Below are 16965 nucleotides of genomic sequence, written 5' to 3'. Positions count from 1 at the left end.
TCATTTCATTTCCAAAAATTCCAGTTTCTTTGTTTTTATGAAAGTTATTTTGAACGTAAGGAATTTGTAAGGAAGAGGTAAGAAAAAAGAGATTTTCATTGTGTATGATTAAAATGTATAGAAGAGTGAGAGGAGGAACAAATACTGTAAATTTATATGAAAAAACAAATCAATTAATAAGACTTGTATGGAAGAAAAGAGACATTACAAAGATTAACATACATGTAAAAAAGGATAGGCCATTTTCAGGTCAGAAATTTGTTTGTGAAATAATGGGCATAAGAATGATTACAAATTCAATAGCGCTCTTTTGTCTTTGGGTAAGATGTAAGCTGTGTGATTAGTTGAAAAACAGCAAAAAACATCTATACGATATAAATAGGGGAGAGGAATATTTTGATGAAAAAGCACCGTCAAATTACATTTACAGGTTTAGCCCTTTTAATAACTGGAGGTTCCCTGCTATATACAACTCCAACCTCAATTGTAAAAGCAGAGTCCATTCAAAATGTATCTAATTCGTTACAAAAAAACAGTCAAAGGAATCGTAATTCTGTCAAAGAGGCAATGCGGGATACATTGCAACTTGGATATCCAGGGATACTTGTTAAAACTTTTGAGGGTGGAAAAACATGGAGTCATGCAGCTGGGGTAGCAGATCTAAATACTAAGAAACCAATGAAAACAGATTTTCGTTTTCGAATTGGCAGCGTGACAAAAACGTTCACTGCAACAGTTGTACTTCAATTAGCAGGAGAAAGCCGCTTGAATTTAGACGATTCTATTGAAAAATGGTTACCTGGTGTCATTCAAGGAAATGGATATGATGATAAACAGATTACTATCCGGCAATTATTGAATCACACAAGTGGTATCGCTAATTACACAAGGTCAAAGGATTTTAATATGATGGATACAAAAAGATCCTATACTCCTGAAGAATTAGTAAAGATGGGAATATCCATGCCTCCAGATTTTGCTCCAGAAAAGAGCTGGTCGTATTCAAATACAGGATACGTATTACTAGGGATCCTAATTGAAAAAATAACTGGGAGCAGTTATGCGGAAGAGATTGAAAAACGTATTATTGAACCACTTGAATTATCGAATACATTCTTACCTGGGAATTCAAGTGTGATTCCAGGAACCAAGCATGCCCGTGGATATATCCAATTAGACAGAGCAAGTGAGCCAAAAGATGTTACTTATTATAACCCAAGTATGGGGAGCTCTGCCGGTGATATGATTTCAACAGCTGATGATTTAAACAAATTCTTTTCTTACTTACTTGGGGGGAAATTACTAAAAGAACAGCAACTAAAGCAAATGCTTACAACAGTCCCTACAGGAGTAGATGAACTTGGCGATTCCGGGCTTGGAATTTTTGAAATGAAGCTTTCAAACGGTGAAGCGATATGGGGGCATGGAGGAACCATTCCTGGCTTTTTAACTTTTGCTGGGGGCACACTTGGAGGCAAGCATACATTGGCCGTCAATTTGAACAACCTTAAAGCGGATACCCCTGATCCTTTTAAAAATATTTTACTCGCTGAATTTAGCAAGTAGGACAAAAGGGAAAACGGATAAGTTTTATCATATTTTCATAGTGAAACAAATAAATGATGAAAACGATTACTAATTTAAGGAGGTAATTACATGGTGAAAAATAAGCTAACTGGTGTGTTAGCCACTGCATTAGCGGTAACTATGATTCTACCAACAGGAGCAAAAGCATTTTCTGAAAGTAAGACTACAATTGTAGCTGGTGAAGAATTAGCTAGTCAGGAACTGAAGAAGATTGCAGCAGAAAAGGCGGAGCTACTTACAAAGTCCCATGGAGCGAATAGCGTGCAGTATGCGCTAATTGATAATGGAAAAGTTATTTTGTCGGGTCAGACTGGCAAGAACGATATGGAAGGGAGACAGCAGCTAACCAAAGATACTCTATATGGGATTGGTTCAGTCAGTAAAATGTATGCAACAGCGGCTGTAATGAAATTGGTCGACGAAGGAAAAGTTGATTTGGATGCTCCCGTTGCCCGTTATATTCCTGATTTTAAGATGAAAGACAGTCGGTACAAGTGCATTACACCGCGAATGTTATTGAATCATTCCTCTGGCTTGCAAGGTTCTACGTTAGGTAATGCATTTTTATTTAACGATAATGATACCTATGCCCATGATGCCTTGTTGCAGCAATTATCCAATCAGAACTTGAAGGCGGACCCTGGTGCTTTCTCGGTATACTGTAACGATGGCTTTACGTTAGCCGAAATTTTGGTGGAAAGAGTTAGTGGTATGGGCTTTACCGAATTTCTACATCAAAGCTTTACAGGACCTTTAAAGATGAATCATACGAAAACGCCGCAGGACAAATGGAGAGACGAAAATCGGGCCGGACTATATTTCCCGGCGTATCAAGGACAACTTCCAATTGAATCAGTGAATGTAATTGGTACGGGAGGCATATCTTCTACGGCAGAAGATATGGTACGATTCTCACAATTATTTATGGGACAGGGAAAAGGTATCCTTTCTGATAAGGTAGTAAAGGCGATGGAGCAAGAGGAATATAAAAAAGGAATGTGGCCGGGGACTGGAGATAATATTTTTAACTATGGTCTTGGCTGGGATAGTGTGAACCTATACCCATTCAGTGAATATGGGATTAAAGCTTTGGCAAAGGGCGGTGATACGGCATTGCAACATGCTATACTCGTCGTGCTTCCGGAACAGAAAATAGCAGCGGCTGTATTGTCATCTGGTGGCCGCAGCTCTACAAATCAATTAATGGCAACTGAATTGCTGCTCGCCACGCTTAAAGAAAAAGGTACTATTAAGGACATCAAGCCAAATAAATCCTTTGGCAAGCCGGTCAAAGTCAAAATGCCTCAAGGTGTAGCAAAGAAAGCAGGATTTTATGGCAATAGCGAAACTCATTTTAAAATTGAAATTACGAAGAACGGAGAACTATCCTTACCATCTAGTAGAGAAGAAAAATATGTATATACTGCTGATGGAAGCTTTATTAATGAGAAGGGTACTTCTAAGCTCAATTTCGTAACCGAGAGGAATGGAAGAACTTATTTGAAGGAGAGCGCATATAAATCGTATCCAGGTTTAGGGCAAAATGTGATGACCCACTATTTAGCTGAGAAACTAGAAGACAACGTGCTATCGAAGAAAACCGCTGCTGCATGGGCAAAGAGGGAAGGCGTTAAATTCTATCTTGTAAACGAGAAATTTAGCTCTATTCAATATCTTGTCCAACCGAAACTTCTTACTACACAAATTAATCGTAAGGAAGGCCCAGCAGGCTATTGGGATGGTAGAAAAATTACAGGTCCGAATACCGCAACGCACCAACTCCAAATTCCCGTGATGAATGGCCGTGATACGACGGAAACGAACTTTTATACAGAAGGTGGAAATGAATATATGGAGATGGCTGGGTTGTTATACGTAAGTGAATCTAATGTAAAACCGATTGATATAGGCCAATCATCCAAAGTTACGTTGGGAGAAAATGGGCATGCGAAATGGTTTACAATCTCGCAAGCGGCAACAGAGAAAATGATTACCGTGACGTTGCCGTCAAAAGGTTCATTTGCGGTGTATGATGAGAAGGGAGTTTGCGTCAACTTTACCATCGTGAGTGGCAATAACAAGGTGAAACTGCCGAAGAACGGAACGATTGTATTCGCTGGGGCACCGAAATCAGAATTTGCAATCTCGGTGAAATAGCTATATTGAACTACTCACCACTTAACGTCCTTACGGACTTTTGGAAGTAGGAGATTCTTGCGAACACCGATGTATCCACCGGTTATCTTAGCAGGCTCTACCCGTAGTCCCTACGGTGAGAACATAAGTATCTTGTTACGTTGACGCACCACACTCCCTACTTTAGCTTGGCTTTCGCAACTTCGGCAAGCATGGGGCGATAGAACATTGAAGATTTTACGGTTGCAACGTTTTTCTGCAACCAGCCTCATATCTTCAGTTCTCGAAGAGCAATCTGTACAAGTAGATGATAGCAAACATGTTGGCTTATGCCAACCGACATTCATCTCCCACTTAAAATTGGTGTTTCACACCTTCACATTTTTGAGGAAAGAGTCTTCTGTCGAAAAACGATAAATTTGTGAAAAAAGAGGCATTCTATAGCAGGTATCATACTTGTGTAGAATGCCTCTTTTTTCTCTTGTACAGAAGAATCTATATACAATGATGAGGAAAGAGCAGGTAGGAATAATAAGATGGAATAGGAAGTGAAGTTAATGACAAATGAACCTAAATTCGAATCATGTGAGACGTACGGCACTGGTATAATGTATGGTTTCAGTATACATAATGACTGTTAAGATAAGAAGGAACCTGAATTTGAATAATGGGAGATGTGAGGAGTCGATGTTGTTTAACAAATTATCCGGTAATTGAATAAAAGAATATGAATAGAAAAGAGCCCCCATTAATTTATCGGAGGCTCTTATTTTTTACTTCAGTACAGAAGGAGTCGTCTTTTCTAACCATAGAATGCCATCATATTGTTCTGTCGGAATCATGATTTCTTCTTTTAATTTATTTCCCCAATAACTTGCTGCAGTAGGAGTAAACATCCATGAAGTTTCTGGTCGGTTACTTTCTCCTTTTAAGTTAACGAAAACATGGGGACTTCCTACAGTGCTGATGATTTTTTCAACACTTTGTTCTTCATGTTCATTATGTACAGGAATAACATTTTCATTAACATCATCCCAACTGCTTCCACTATACGCAAATACACCGATTGTGTACATTTGGTCTTTGATACGCTGTGGAAGATAATCCATCATATTTGGGCCAATATAATTGTATTGCTGCACCTTCGTAAAGTCTAATATCATTTTTGAATTTTGTTTTCGAATATGATAATTATGCCCCCACACAATAATTTTTTTATTTTTATATTGCATTTCAGTGAGCCATGCGAAATTTTGTGCCATTTTTTGATCTCGGATATAAAAAGAATAGTCTGTCAGGTTAGGTGAGGAGATGCCACCTCTGACTTTCATATCAGCATCTAGATGCGTTTTAATCGCATCAATCCGTATACTGATTGATTTCTCAAACAAATTCACATCATACGTAGGATGTGGTGCAACTTGAATCAATTCAGATTTATGATTCTGAATAAACATTCTAACCTTTTCAAACTTGTTAATTACGGGCTGTATTTCCATTTTAAATCGATCATAGGGATATGTTTTATTTTTATTGTAATACCTATCCAGTTCAATCAACTCTGACACTGCTGTATCAAATTCACTCGCCACTTCAGGATTTACTTTTTGCAACCATTCTTTTGCATAAGAGCGGAATGAAGATTTATAAAACAAATTCATATCAAAACCAGCTAATGTGAGTGGCTTCCCTTTTTCTTTTTGTTCTTTCATATAGGTAAATAATTGTTCAAGTTCCTCAGTTTTCCATACAGGGTATAAAGATTGTTTCATCGCTTCCGTAGCGGTTAAGTTATCAAAATTTTGCTGAACAGCTGCTGCTTCTCCAAGCCCTGTTTCAAATGCAATCACATCATATCCCATTTCCTCATGTAAGTACTTAATCATACGTATTTTGGATTGATTGATTTCCTTTGCACCATGCGTACTTTCACCAAGTACAACAATACGCTTGTCCTGTACGGCCTCTTTAAGAAATGATAAATCCTCACTTGTTTGGGAAGTTGGTTCATTTAATATTTTTGCATGTCCGTTTAACCATTCCTCCCATTTGGATTGATCGACTGGTTTTTCTGCTGCGAATGCAACAGATGTAAAGGTGGTACAGGTAAGAAGGGTACTCATTAGTCCAAGTTTCCATTTATTACGCACAACAACGCCTCCAAGTATCATAGTTTACAAGCTGGAAAAAATAATACCAAAATTTACTAATATAACATTATTTATAATAATATATATGATAATCTCTAACAATACTAATATTGCGAAAATTTAAAAGTCTCCTTCAGTGTAGTGAAGAAACCCTTCTTTCTATGTCACGTCTTGTAATCAAATATACACATTGCATGTACGTTTTCTGCATTCCTCTTGTGTGGAATCTGGAATGAGTACATGAATTTCAAAGTTCATTTTTATCCAAAAGGATCAAAAATCTCTAATTTACATAATATATTTATCGTAAACTTATTAGTTTGAACAAATGTATTAATCTATATATTAAATATATAGATATATTATGTTATAATGTGAAGTAGAAACTCGCGTGTTTCAAATACAACATTTTTATCTTCTTGATGGCCTCTTATCTTTCCGTAAGAGGTCCTTTTTTTATCCCTCCATATTGCATAGTCGTTAAAATACTATGAAAAGATACTAAAGACTACTACATTACTATATTCTCTAGTATTTTTTCTTTACCTAGATTATCTACTGTTGGGCAAACGATAATTTAAGGGTTTTTTGTATAATTTTCACAAAATTACTTTGATTCATTATTTATTTCACTATAAAATAATAAAAGGATATATATAGCCAAAGATTATAAGAATAGGTATGTCCTTTTTTGCAATGCTAATCCAAATTGAAGCCTAATACTGAAACGGTAAATGAGTAGAATTAGGGCTGAAACAGATAGTGAGGAAAGTAAAACAATAATAGCAAACAATACTTATAATGAAAACTTTCATAATGGACTGTCTATGGATGGAGAAAGAATACGAAAATATAAAGGGGTAAATGAATATGAATAGATCCTTCAAAGGTATTGCATTAGCAGGGTTAAGTGTTAGTTTCATGCTAGTAGGTTGTACATTAAATACATATGGACTTACACAGTCAGAGTATAGAAAAGTAGATAAGTATTATGATGCAGATAAAATGGTATCTGACCTAAAGAAATTGCACTATAGTGATGAACACATTGAAAACCAACTAAGAAACGTATTGTCTAGAATTGAGTATGAACAGGGAAGTAAGGAAGACGAATCAAGTAGTAAAGAAAGTAAATCAAATGTATCAGACACGGAAGGTGAAAAGAAGGTAAAGGTATCTGAAAAAGATTACCCTTATCGTTTGACTGAACTACACTTAGAATTCCAGTATCATTTAAAAAAACTAGAAAAGAAAACTGATAAATTATTTACAGAAGAGGGTGTCTACATAGGTGAGATAGATTCCTTAATTAGTCACATTAGTTTGGATATAAACCGTTTTGAAAAAATCAAGCCACCTAAAAAGTATGAAGATTACCAATTCTTAATACAAGAAGGGGTAGAAGAGATTAGAAAACACCTAATAAAAGTAGAAGATGCAGTTAGACAGTATGATGACCGTAAGTATGATGGTGAATATGATAAGGATAAAGCAAAAGAAATCATACAAAACGGTATGTTTGGGATAGATGATGGTGTTTCTAAATGGGAGACAGTATTTAATGGGATAAACGAAAAATACCCTGATGTAGAGCAAGAGGTAAAGGAAGAGAACCAGAAACATGCGAAAGAGGGTCATCGTGAGGATGATTTAAATGAAAAAGTTAGTGGTTCAGAAGTTGATAAATACAAAGCAGCCATCGTAGGAAATACAAATAAGATGGATGAAGTTATCAGACTGATACAAGATATAGGGCATTCAGATGTAAAGGATTATGAGTCAAAGAAAAGTGAAATCCAACTGAGTTTGGATATAGCAAAAACACACGTAAGAGACATGAAATACCTTGAGGCACCTAAAGAGTTAGAAGTTGAACAGGAAAAGATAAAACAGGCAATGGATAATTACTGGGATGCTCTGCGACTACTTTCAGAAGCATTAGAAGAACAAAATAATAGCAAGTTTGAACAAGCAAATAACAAAGCAGAACAGGCAATGAAACTTTTTAAAAAAGCAACTGACAGTATTGAAAGTAAAACGAACTAATCATGAAAATGGTCATGTGGTGGTATCCCTATTATAAATCAATAAATAAAAAAGATAAGATCGGATAGTAGGATCTTATCTTTTCACAAAGAGAAATATATTGCAAGATATCTTATTGTTCATAGTAGTATATGTAACTTTCGATTTCCATATACATTTCACAATTAACAATAATATCTATATTGAGAAATCGACCATAAAAATTCTAAAAGGGGGATCTTCATTATTCTGGAAAACCCCCACGCTAAGAAAAAAACTAGCCCCCACATGAGAGACTAATTGATGTGAAATTCGTTATTGGAATTTAATTATATTTCTCTACGTACTAAATAAAAAGCTAAGGAACCTATAAATAATAGGCGTAATCAAACTAGACGAATATGACCTAGTAATAGTAAAAAGAGAGAGTATAACTACATAGATAACAACTATTCCTATAAATACAGGAATTTCAAATTGAAACTTCCTACATTGTTTTATGTTCCTTTATAATAATCCTCCAATTAGGCAAACTACAAGATCTAGTATACTACCAAATATGATGAGAATTATAATGAATCCAAATAAGTTAGGCAAATCATTCTGGTAAAAATAAATAGGATCAAAAATATATGACATCAAGAGCAATATGATAATAAAAGTAAGCAGATTTGCAGCATAACTAATTGAAAATCTTCCCAACGTAAGTATCCTGACAAATATATACCCTTGATTAACTAATAACTGCCCTATACGTTATATAGGCTAAAATAACTGAAAGGTTTATTCTGATAAAATCCAAATGACTACAACAATTCCTGTAACTGCTGCACCTCCAAAAAAACCTACCAACATTTTTCCATCAGAACCAGTAACAATTTCTTTTAAATCTGCTTTTGCTTTTTTCTTGTCTTCTCCTGTTGAAAAGAGATAACTAATAAAATGTACGACTAGTGAAACTAGTGCCGCGATTATTTCTATCATTACTTATGTCCCCCTAATAATGTGTACTATTAATCAATAATTGCCTTATACATTATATCAGTTAAGGTACATGGAAAATATAATTAATTATTTATATAATCCATTTTATTAATTGATATCGCATTACTATAAGATGGCCCATATCAAAAAAGACATCTAATAATTCCTTAGCGTACGAAATTCGCGTTTTGTTGGCAGGCCCACATGCCCATCAAGCTAAGATTTTAAAATATTCTCTAAATGGAAAGTTTGTGTTTTTATCGTTTTGGAGGTAAAAGTTGTTGTAAGTCATTATAAATCGAAAAAACGAAGTTTGGTTGTTGCAAACTTCGTTTTCGCTTATATCTTTTTATTGTTTTAAAACTTCTCCCATTATTTCCATTACGTCCTCTGAATCGTTTACTTTATCTTTTGAAAAACGCCATTGTTCTTTTCCATATCGCTCCATCTCAACCTTTATTACTTTTTCTTTATCTGAAACTTTTGCTTCTGGCAAAATAGATATAAAGTAACCAAACGATTGGCTAAATAATTTAGGCTGTTCAATTCCTGGATTTTCTTTTAGCAATCTTTCATTTTCCTTATGTAATTTTGGTTGCAATTCGCTTAATAATAATGGTTTTACTTTTAATTCCACTTCAACTTTATCTTCCTCAGGAGAAGAACCTACTGATTTTACTTTAAATGTAACTTTTTCCTGCAATACAGATTTCAACTTTTTATAATAGTTTTCAAATTCCTGGTCACTAATTCCATTATGCGTACTGGACAGTGCATCTTTTTTAAATTCTTGTTGTATATTTTGAGTAAATTGTTTTCCATCTTCACCGGATAATTTATTAATTTTGTTTATATCCTTATCATAATAAATAGCATTTATATAGGATTTTAGAGCTTCAGCTGGCTTGTTTAAGTCTTTTGTATTCTTTTCTATTTCTTGCGTATCAATTTTGAAAGAAACTTTTTCTGTTTCATCGTCTCTTTTTTTTGTTTCTTCATTGGAATAAACGAGCTCATATGATGAGGCCTTATTCACTTCATAGTAGAGAATCCCCGATGTTTTTTTACCAGGTTCTAATTCTATTAAACGTAATTTATCTGAATCAGCCTTATCATATTTCTTCATTTTTTCATCACCTTGATATAGTGTAAAGAGATAAGGTGATATCTCTAACATTTCATCCCCTTTATTTTTCAAACTCACTTTGAATTTCAATACTGTATCTTTATTTATTCCTCCCATGGCCCCACTTAATGGTAATACGTACTCAGCATTTTCAACTTCAACTTCCACATTTTTTGAAGACGAAGATGCCTTTCCGTTTTTTACAGTTGTAGAACTTTGTGAAGAACTACAACCAGTCACAATAGTTAATGTGAATATAAACAAAAAACAAATCATAAAAATCTTTCTAAGTTTCACTTAAAACCCCTCCATCCCCTTGTTTGAAAACATTTACTATTTTACCATAAAATTCTATTCATATGTCTATTGAGCGACAAGATAGCCAAACTTAGAGATAGAAGGACTAGAGATCCTCCAAGCCATACTGGTGACATTGTGCACTTGTTACCTTGTGACTACAGAAACGATTGAAATTCCTATTTGTAGAACGAAATTATTAAAAATTTACATTTGATGTATTCGGATTAGCTTCAATTAAATAATTTTGTTGAGGTAGTGCAAGTCACCAACTCAATGCATCTCAAATTATCATAAAAGGAATGCAAAGATAAAAAGGACAATCCTATATATAGAAGAAGTTAGTTGATAAATCGAATTTGAAAATAAATGAAGCGGTATTAAAAGACATGTATAAAAAGAAAGAAGTGATTGAAAAAAGCTCACCAAAATAAGAAAGTCTTAAGCAGTATCAATCTATAGTTCATTATAAAAAATACCAAACAAGATGATATTGTTTTCCAATGAGATAAAATGTATAATGAGAGTGTAGAGATAAACCTTTTATTAAAGGTTTTAACTTACTAACTATGTGCATAATAATAAAAGACGAGATGCTGGTAACATCCCGTCTAACTTGTAACTGCTGCCGTTAGGTGGTAGATTGCAAAGTTTAATTATTTTTTCTTCGAACCACCTTTCTTACGTTTGGCAGACGTCTGGGTGGTTCTTTTACTTTTATTATTACGTTTTGCTACTAACTTGTTAGCACAAGCAGTTGCAAAAGTTGTTATGAACACTGTTACGAATAGTTTCGTAGCGTCCTGTAATAATTGTTGTAAAAATTCCATATCGGTTACACCTCCTTTCCCTCTAAATTAAGAGAAAGAAAGGTTGCAACCTCCCACCACACGCCTTCAGTTACTAGCAATATTATACCATAATTAGAATTAGTTATAGTTTATAATTTATTCCGTTTGAAAAACATATTAGGATTATATAATGAGATTAAGATTATATAAAACGCCACTATATATAACAAATTTGGAATGTTTAGGGCGTTAAGCTATCTTATAAATAGACTTCAATATAATAACTTTGACACCCAAATTTCTATGATTTTCTGATTGTTATTAAAACGCGTTTTTCGTGTGCCACAAATGAATCTAATCATTCAGCCGACATAGCTGAAAAGTCATAAAAAGTGAGCATGAAAAAATCAAATAGGTAACAGAAAAGAGATGCGAAAGAAGATGTGCCAGTAAAAGAAATACATACCACTATTAATGCAGGATCCTTTAAATATAGCATTAATTTAGATATAAAGTCGTACTGTTTATTAAAAAGTTGTACCGTTTTAAAGTTATTTAAACTGTTTACAAAAAAATTTACGGTCTTATTTCTTTAATAATAAATTAGAAAAAGTATGAATCCACATTAAGTAACTAAAAATAATTTAAATGTTATAATGAAAAGTTATAATTTTTGAAATGCACTCCCAATTGTTAGATACAGTCTAACAATTGGGAGTGCATTTTTTTTGACTAAATTTACTTCAGAAGACAAATTGAATGTAGTCATACGTTAATAAAATGGACGTGAAAATATAAAAGATATCGTTAAATTATGGGGAGTGAATCATGAAGTGGTTCGTATGTAGATAAAACAATTTAAATATTATGAAATCCAAGCATTTGAAAAAGTTTATACAACGTATTCTGCGCAGTATAAACTAGACGTATTAAATTATATGATCGAGAATAGGACGTCTCAAACGAAACATCATTTATTTTTAATATCCCATTTAAAAAAAAGATAACAAAGTGGATATTTTATAAAAATATCCACTACTAATTAAATTTTTTATGTTGATGGACATAGGAAAGGATTCTATAAATATAAAAATAAGATTGACAACGAAAGATTACAAGTGTAATATTCAGTTACAGATTACAAGTGTAATCCGAGGAGGGGTGTAATTTAAACTAATGAAAGAATTACCTAAAATTTCGGAAGCTGAATTAGAAGTAATGAAAGAATTGTGGTCAAAATCTCCACAAACGGCAAATGAAGTAATTGAAGTGTTGGAGGTGAAAATGGATTGGAAACCCAAAACGATTCGAACGTTGATTAATCGATTAGTTCACAAAGAAGCAGTTGCTTATCACCAAGATAAAGGGCGTTTGTACTCTTATTATCCTTTGGTTTCGCAAGATAGTTATTTACAAGTAGAAACAAAATCTTTACTTAAACGTTTCTATGGTGCAGCATTTAAACCTTTACTTGTAAATTTTTTAAAAGAAGAAAAACTGTCTTCAGAAGATATTAACGAACTTAAACGTATTCTAGATGAGAAAACTGAGGAAAATCAGAGGAAGGATAGATTATAGTTGTGGAAAAATTTGTTGATATTTATCTACCTGCATTTTTTGATTGGGTGATTGAGACCTCGGTTATGGCTAGTATATTAGTGGGCCTAATCTTGTGTATCAAGGTCTTGTTTAGAAATAAATTAACTCCACGCTGGCAATATATGCTATGGATCATATTAATTATAAGACTTGTATTACCTTGGTCGCCAGATAGTTCCTATAGTATCTATTCTGTTCTTACTTACAAGAGTGATGATGCATTCATTTCTAGCCAAAACCCTGTAGCTAGCTTTCTTACAAAAGAACGTATGCAAGAATTAAAAGATATAGACAATAAAAAGTTACTCACAAAAGAAGATACTTATACCACAAGTTCAACAAAAATTGGTCAGGTAAACAAGACACAAACACACAGTAATGAAGATGATGAGACGATTTTATTTTATACAATCTTTATATACATTTGGCTTACTGGCGTTATCCTTCTAAGTGTTGCTACTTTTGTAATGAACAGGCGTTTATTACTTTACATAAAAAAACAGCCTGTTATTACAGATGAGAAGATTGTTCAAATTTTTGAAAAGTGTAAGCAATCTATGTCTGTTCAAAGGAATATCCCATTGCTTGTATCTGGAAAGGTTTCCAGTCCGACAGTGTTGGGGTTTATTAAGCCAAAGTTGTTATTATCAACTGTACATATGAAAATATTAGATGAACAACAGTTACGATATATTTTTCATCATGAATTAGCTCACATCAAGCGAAGAGATGTTGGTGTAAATTGGCTTATGCATGGCTTACTAATTTTAAATTGGTTTAATCCCATTCTATGGTATGCCTACTCATGTATGCGAGAAGATCAAGAACTAGCATGCGATGCATTAGCCCTTACATATATAGATTCAGAGGAACAAATTGCGTATGGACATACTATTATTAGTCTTTTGGAACATTACTCAAGTTACTATAAAGTACCGAGTATGGCAAATTTCAGTAAAAACAAAAGGATGTTAAAAAGGAGAATTTTAATGATTAAAAAATTCCAAAAAAAATCGTATCGTTGGTCTGCACTAGGAGCTGTAGCAGTTATTGCTGTATCATCTGTATCCTTATTAAATGCCCGGGCTGATATGCCGACTAATTCTGAGAAACAACAAATAGAAGTGAAAAATAATATGAAAGAATCAAAAACGCAAACCGATATTCCTATACAACAAATTGTAGAAAAAATGATTGGTACAAAAAAACAGGCAGAAGCAGAATTTTTTGTTTCCGAAGGAGACTATAATACTTTACTTACAGAGATTGGAGTGGCGAGGAATCTGTTTACGAAAGAAGAATTTGATCGATTCATTACATTGGAAACAGAAGCACATATTTTAGATAAAAAAGTAAGGCAAGTAGGAAGTCCTGAAAAGTTAGACCCAGAAGAGGAAAAAAAATATGAGAAAAACAGTGAAGAAATTGGACCATTTAGAGAGAAAATTCATTCGCATTTTAGATTAACTAAAAAGGAAGCACAGAAATATGTTGATTTTCCAATTAACACCCCAAGTTATGTGGTAAAAGGGTTTAAATTAACTGGAGAAGGTGTTAATACACCGATGACTACTGGAAAAATGAATCCCGATTTTATTTATGAATATCAAAATGAAAGTAAAGATAATGTATATATTGTGCACCAATCTGCAGTTACTGCTGAGGGAATAGAATTCTCGAATAAAAAAGCGGATTATAATGAAAAGGTAACAAATTATGAATTAGAAGGTACAAAAATAACCTTAGTTGAAAGTCTTGATACAGAGGAAACCTATAAAGTAATGCAAATGATTGTTCCTGCAAAAGGAAAGAATAGCGCTTTTCAAGTCATAATTCTTGCAGGTGATTTAAGTAAAGAAGAAACAGAGAAAGTTATGCTGTCCTTTCTAAAATAAAAATAGAGTCTCAGGATCCCGTTCTTGAGGCTATATTTTTTAGCTTAAACGAAACCTATAAGTGGGAAGAGAAATTAGTATAGTCTATATAATAAAAAAGTAAAATGATATTTAGTTTTGCTAGCTTGATTGAGGTGGATAAAAAATAACAATTTAAAACATAAATTGAATCTAGGTAGGTATATTGTATGGAGAACAGGAGGGAGTATAATTCAAAAAGAAGTAATGGAAGAATACTAGCAAATGGTGATGTATTTTACCGCTATCACCTGGATCTCAAGTAAAACCTCATCATTTAGATATAGTTTTACGTGCCCTTTTATAATAAATGCTATTTCTTCACCTTTATGTGCCACAGGCTCCATAGATGAAGCGGTTTGAGGTAGCTGATTGATTAAAGCCAATTCCAGTGATCCATCTAAATTAGGAGATAATAACTCATACGAAACATTACCGCTTTCAGGGAAAGTTATTTTTATCTTTGGTTAGCTCTTACAACTAATTCTTCTGTATTGGTATCTTCCAAGAAAAAATTTAATAAAAGAATATTTAATGCTACAGAAATTAACTTTAGTGTTTGTAAGGGTGGATTCGTGATCCATTGCTCAATCTTACTTAACATGGAAGGCGTTGTATCAGCTATTTCAGCTAAATGTTTACTAGTTAATCCTGCACCTTTTCGAAATGCCATAATTTTTTGAACAACATTAATATTGTTCATATAAATAATCTCCATTAAATAAGTGGAGTATATTAAATTTAAATTAATTTTATTTACTTATACTTAATGTAATGTTAATATATTTAATTAAAATAAATTAATATTAATTTTCAAACTGTCAACTGATGCGAAACCGTGGAAAAAAATCTACTTAGAAGTAAAGGGATTACTGTTATTGAATATACAACAGACTATAGTAAAGCGATAGAAAAAGAAGAATACAAGCTAATAATGTATTCTTGAGTTTTTAAAGGACGTGAAATGAACATGAAACCAGTTTTAAAATATATAATTATTTCCCTTGTTTTTTCAATAGTAGGGGTGTGTTGGGCGCTGTTTGACATCTTTATGTTAGATGCAGACTGGCTATTGATTTGGATAGGTGTATTAATGGCATATCTATCGTTGTATATTGTGATAGGTCTATATAGTAGAAAAACGTACGATTCAAAATTGGCTAAAGTGCTTCTAAAAACAATAATTACAACCTTTAGTTTTGGAGCATTAGGAATATCATTCGGAGTTGTACACGAGATATTAGGACCATTGAGTCTTACTTTAATGACATGGTATTGGTTTATAATGATATTTTTATATTTAATACCCATAATATTATTATCGATTTTAGTATTGGTAAATAGTAAAAATCATAATTTCCCTGGGGTATATAGTATACTTATAATTCTAAATATACTTCTTACGTTATGGCCGTTATTATGGCCATTATTTATTAATTTTATGGGATCTGGTATGAATGCAAGTGCAGGATGGTAGCAGCTCACAGATTATAAAAAGATTAAATGAAAAAGGTTATGAATTTGAAGCTTATAACCGAATAAAAAAAAGGATGAATAAGTTAAATGAATGGAATAAGAAATTAATATAGGGTTTAAATATTGGTAAGAGTGTGTTTAGCTAAATATATAACAACACGCTCTTTTAACTGGCTATTTTTTATTATTTAAATTTTTAAAAATAATATTGATTAAATGAAAAGAGAGTTTTGCTCTCTTTTTTTTGCATTTCAGCAAAACCTTATTAAATGTGAAGTGAAAATTCATTTGGAATTTATATTAGTAACGAAAGATATTCAAGAAGTATCTACTTTCGTGTCTAAAAAGTATCCATTTTCATGTCTCAATAACGGGACATGAAAGTCTAAACTTTTTGAACATAGGACAAGAAACTCTAAACTACTTAGCCAATAATAATACAATAAAAAGAAAGTAAACTTTTACCCAAAAGTTTACTTTCTTTCAATCACTGTGTTTATAACATTTCTTCATATTTCGAATAAATATCCAAAAAGGATACATTCAAAACACTGTTATTTTGGTTGTTATGAACAATTGCTACTTTTACATAAAAAACAGTCGAACAGCTTAAGAATTATATTTACGTGTCCGATTAACTAAAATGATTTATCAAATCAAAAAAGAGAGTGAGGCAGATGAAAATAAAATTCAGAGTTGGTAAGTTGAAAGTGTATTTCGAGATTAACAGAGCTACATTTAAATTAATAGACGAGTTAATAATGAGGTCGCGCCAACTAAACGCGAACTTCGTATGCTAAGGAATTTCTAAGTTAAAAACCTGGGTTTTACCGTACGTTAACAAATTTCCATAAACGACATTTAATGTTTGTTATGGGATT

General features: G+C 33.0%; 10 protein-coding genes and 2 pseudogenes. 6 read left to right on the top strand and 6 right to left on the bottom strand.

The features are described 5' to 3' along the window. The first annotated feature begins 399 nt into the window (after positions 1 to 399). Together MKY21_RS28775 and MKY21_RS28770 are read left to right on the top strand one after the other, a co-directional pair. Positions 400 to 1566: a serine hydrolase domain-containing protein gene (locus tag MKY21_RS28775; protein WP_016078497.1), complete on the top strand. Its 1167-nt coding sequence runs from the start codon at positions 400 to 402 to the stop codon at positions 1564 to 1566. 93 nt (positions 1567 to 1659) lie between these two features. Then, on the top strand, positions 1660 to 3744 hold the full coding sequence (locus MKY21_RS28770; protein WP_341078478.1) for a serine hydrolase domain-containing protein: 2085 nt from the start codon (positions 1660 to 1662) through the stop codon (positions 3742 to 3744). Positions 3745 to 4496: 752 nt separating this feature from the next. On the opposite strand, the gene MKY21_RS28765 is transcribed toward MKY21_RS28770, so the two are convergent. Further along, positions 4497 to 5873: an erythromycin esterase family protein gene (locus tag MKY21_RS28765; RefSeq protein ID WP_341078192.1), complete on the bottom strand. Its 1377-nt coding sequence runs from the start codon at positions 5871 to 5873 to the stop codon at positions 4497 to 4499. Positions 5874 to 6737: 864 nt separating this feature from the next. Between MKY21_RS28765 and MKY21_RS28760 the strand changes: the two genes are divergently transcribed. After that, positions 6738 to 7919, top strand: coding sequence for a DUF7018 domain-containing (lipo)protein (locus MKY21_RS28760; RefSeq protein WP_086423428.1), 1182 nt, complete (start codon positions 6738 to 6740; stop codon positions 7917 to 7919). A gap of 308 nt (positions 7920 to 8227) precedes the next feature. Here MKY21_RS28760 and MKY21_RS28755 read toward each other — a convergent pair. The 4 genes and pseudogenes from MKY21_RS28755 to MKY21_RS28740 form a co-directional block, all read right to left on the bottom strand. Further along, positions 8228 to 8600 (bottom strand): annotated as a pseudogene (locus MKY21_RS28755) (hypothetical protein). An 81-nt stretch (positions 8601 to 8681) separates the two neighbouring features. Then, positions 8682 to 8882, bottom strand: a complete 201-nt coding sequence (locus tag MKY21_RS28750; protein ID WP_086423427.1) for a hypothetical protein — start codon at positions 8880 to 8882, stop codon at positions 8682 to 8684. Positions 8883 to 9231: 349 nt separating this feature from the next. Continuing rightward, on the bottom strand, positions 9232 to 10305 hold the full coding sequence (locus tag MKY21_RS28745) for a DUF5105 domain-containing protein (RefSeq protein WP_341078190.1): 1074 nt from the start codon (positions 10303 to 10305) through the stop codon (positions 9232 to 9234). A gap of 656 nt (positions 10306 to 10961) precedes the next feature. Next, positions 10962 to 11135: a hypothetical protein gene (locus tag MKY21_RS28740; RefSeq protein ID WP_000395068.1), complete on the bottom strand. Its 174-nt coding sequence runs from the start codon at positions 11133 to 11135 to the stop codon at positions 10962 to 10964. Between the two features lie 1137 nt (positions 11136 to 12272). Between MKY21_RS28740 and MKY21_RS28735 the strand changes: the two genes are divergently transcribed. Both MKY21_RS28735 and MKY21_RS28730 read left to right on the top strand, forming a co-directional pair. Continuing rightward, positions 12273 to 12674: a BlaI/MecI/CopY family transcriptional regulator gene (locus MKY21_RS28735; protein ID WP_000661419.1), complete on the top strand. Its 402-nt coding sequence runs from the start codon at positions 12273 to 12275 to the stop codon at positions 12672 to 12674. Beyond that, positions 12671 to 14590 carry a M56 family metallopeptidase gene (locus MKY21_RS28730; RefSeq protein WP_065845902.1) on the top strand — a complete coding sequence of 640 codons (1920 nt, stop codon included), beginning with the start codon at positions 12671 to 12673 and terminating at the stop codon, positions 14588 to 14590. Before MKY21_RS28735 ends, MKY21_RS28730 begins: the two co-directional genes overlap by 4 nt. Positions 14591 to 14842: 252 nt before the next feature. Here the strand turns inward: MKY21_RS28730 and MKY21_RS28725 are convergent. Continuing rightward, a pseudogene (locus tag MKY21_RS28725) lies at positions 14843 to 15311 on the bottom strand (helix-turn-helix domain-containing protein); the annotation flags it as partial. Between the two features lie 267 nt (positions 15312 to 15578). Here MKY21_RS28725 and MKY21_RS28720 point away from each other — a divergent pair. Continuing rightward, positions 15579 to 16085 carry a DUF3902 family protein gene (locus MKY21_RS28720; RefSeq protein WP_061663971.1) on the top strand — a complete coding sequence of 169 codons (507 nt, stop codon included), beginning with the start codon at positions 15579 to 15581 and terminating at the stop codon, positions 16083 to 16085. Positions 16086 to 16965 lie beyond the last annotated feature (880 nt).

This window comes from Bacillus sp. FSL R9-9497 (assembly GCF_038005805.1).
Taxonomy (GTDB): domain Bacteria; phylum Bacillota; class Bacilli; order Bacillales; family Bacillaceae_G; genus Bacillus_A; species Bacillus_A cereus.
Note: the sequence above shows the minus strand (reverse complement) of the source record. Positions and strands in the feature narration are given on the sequence as shown.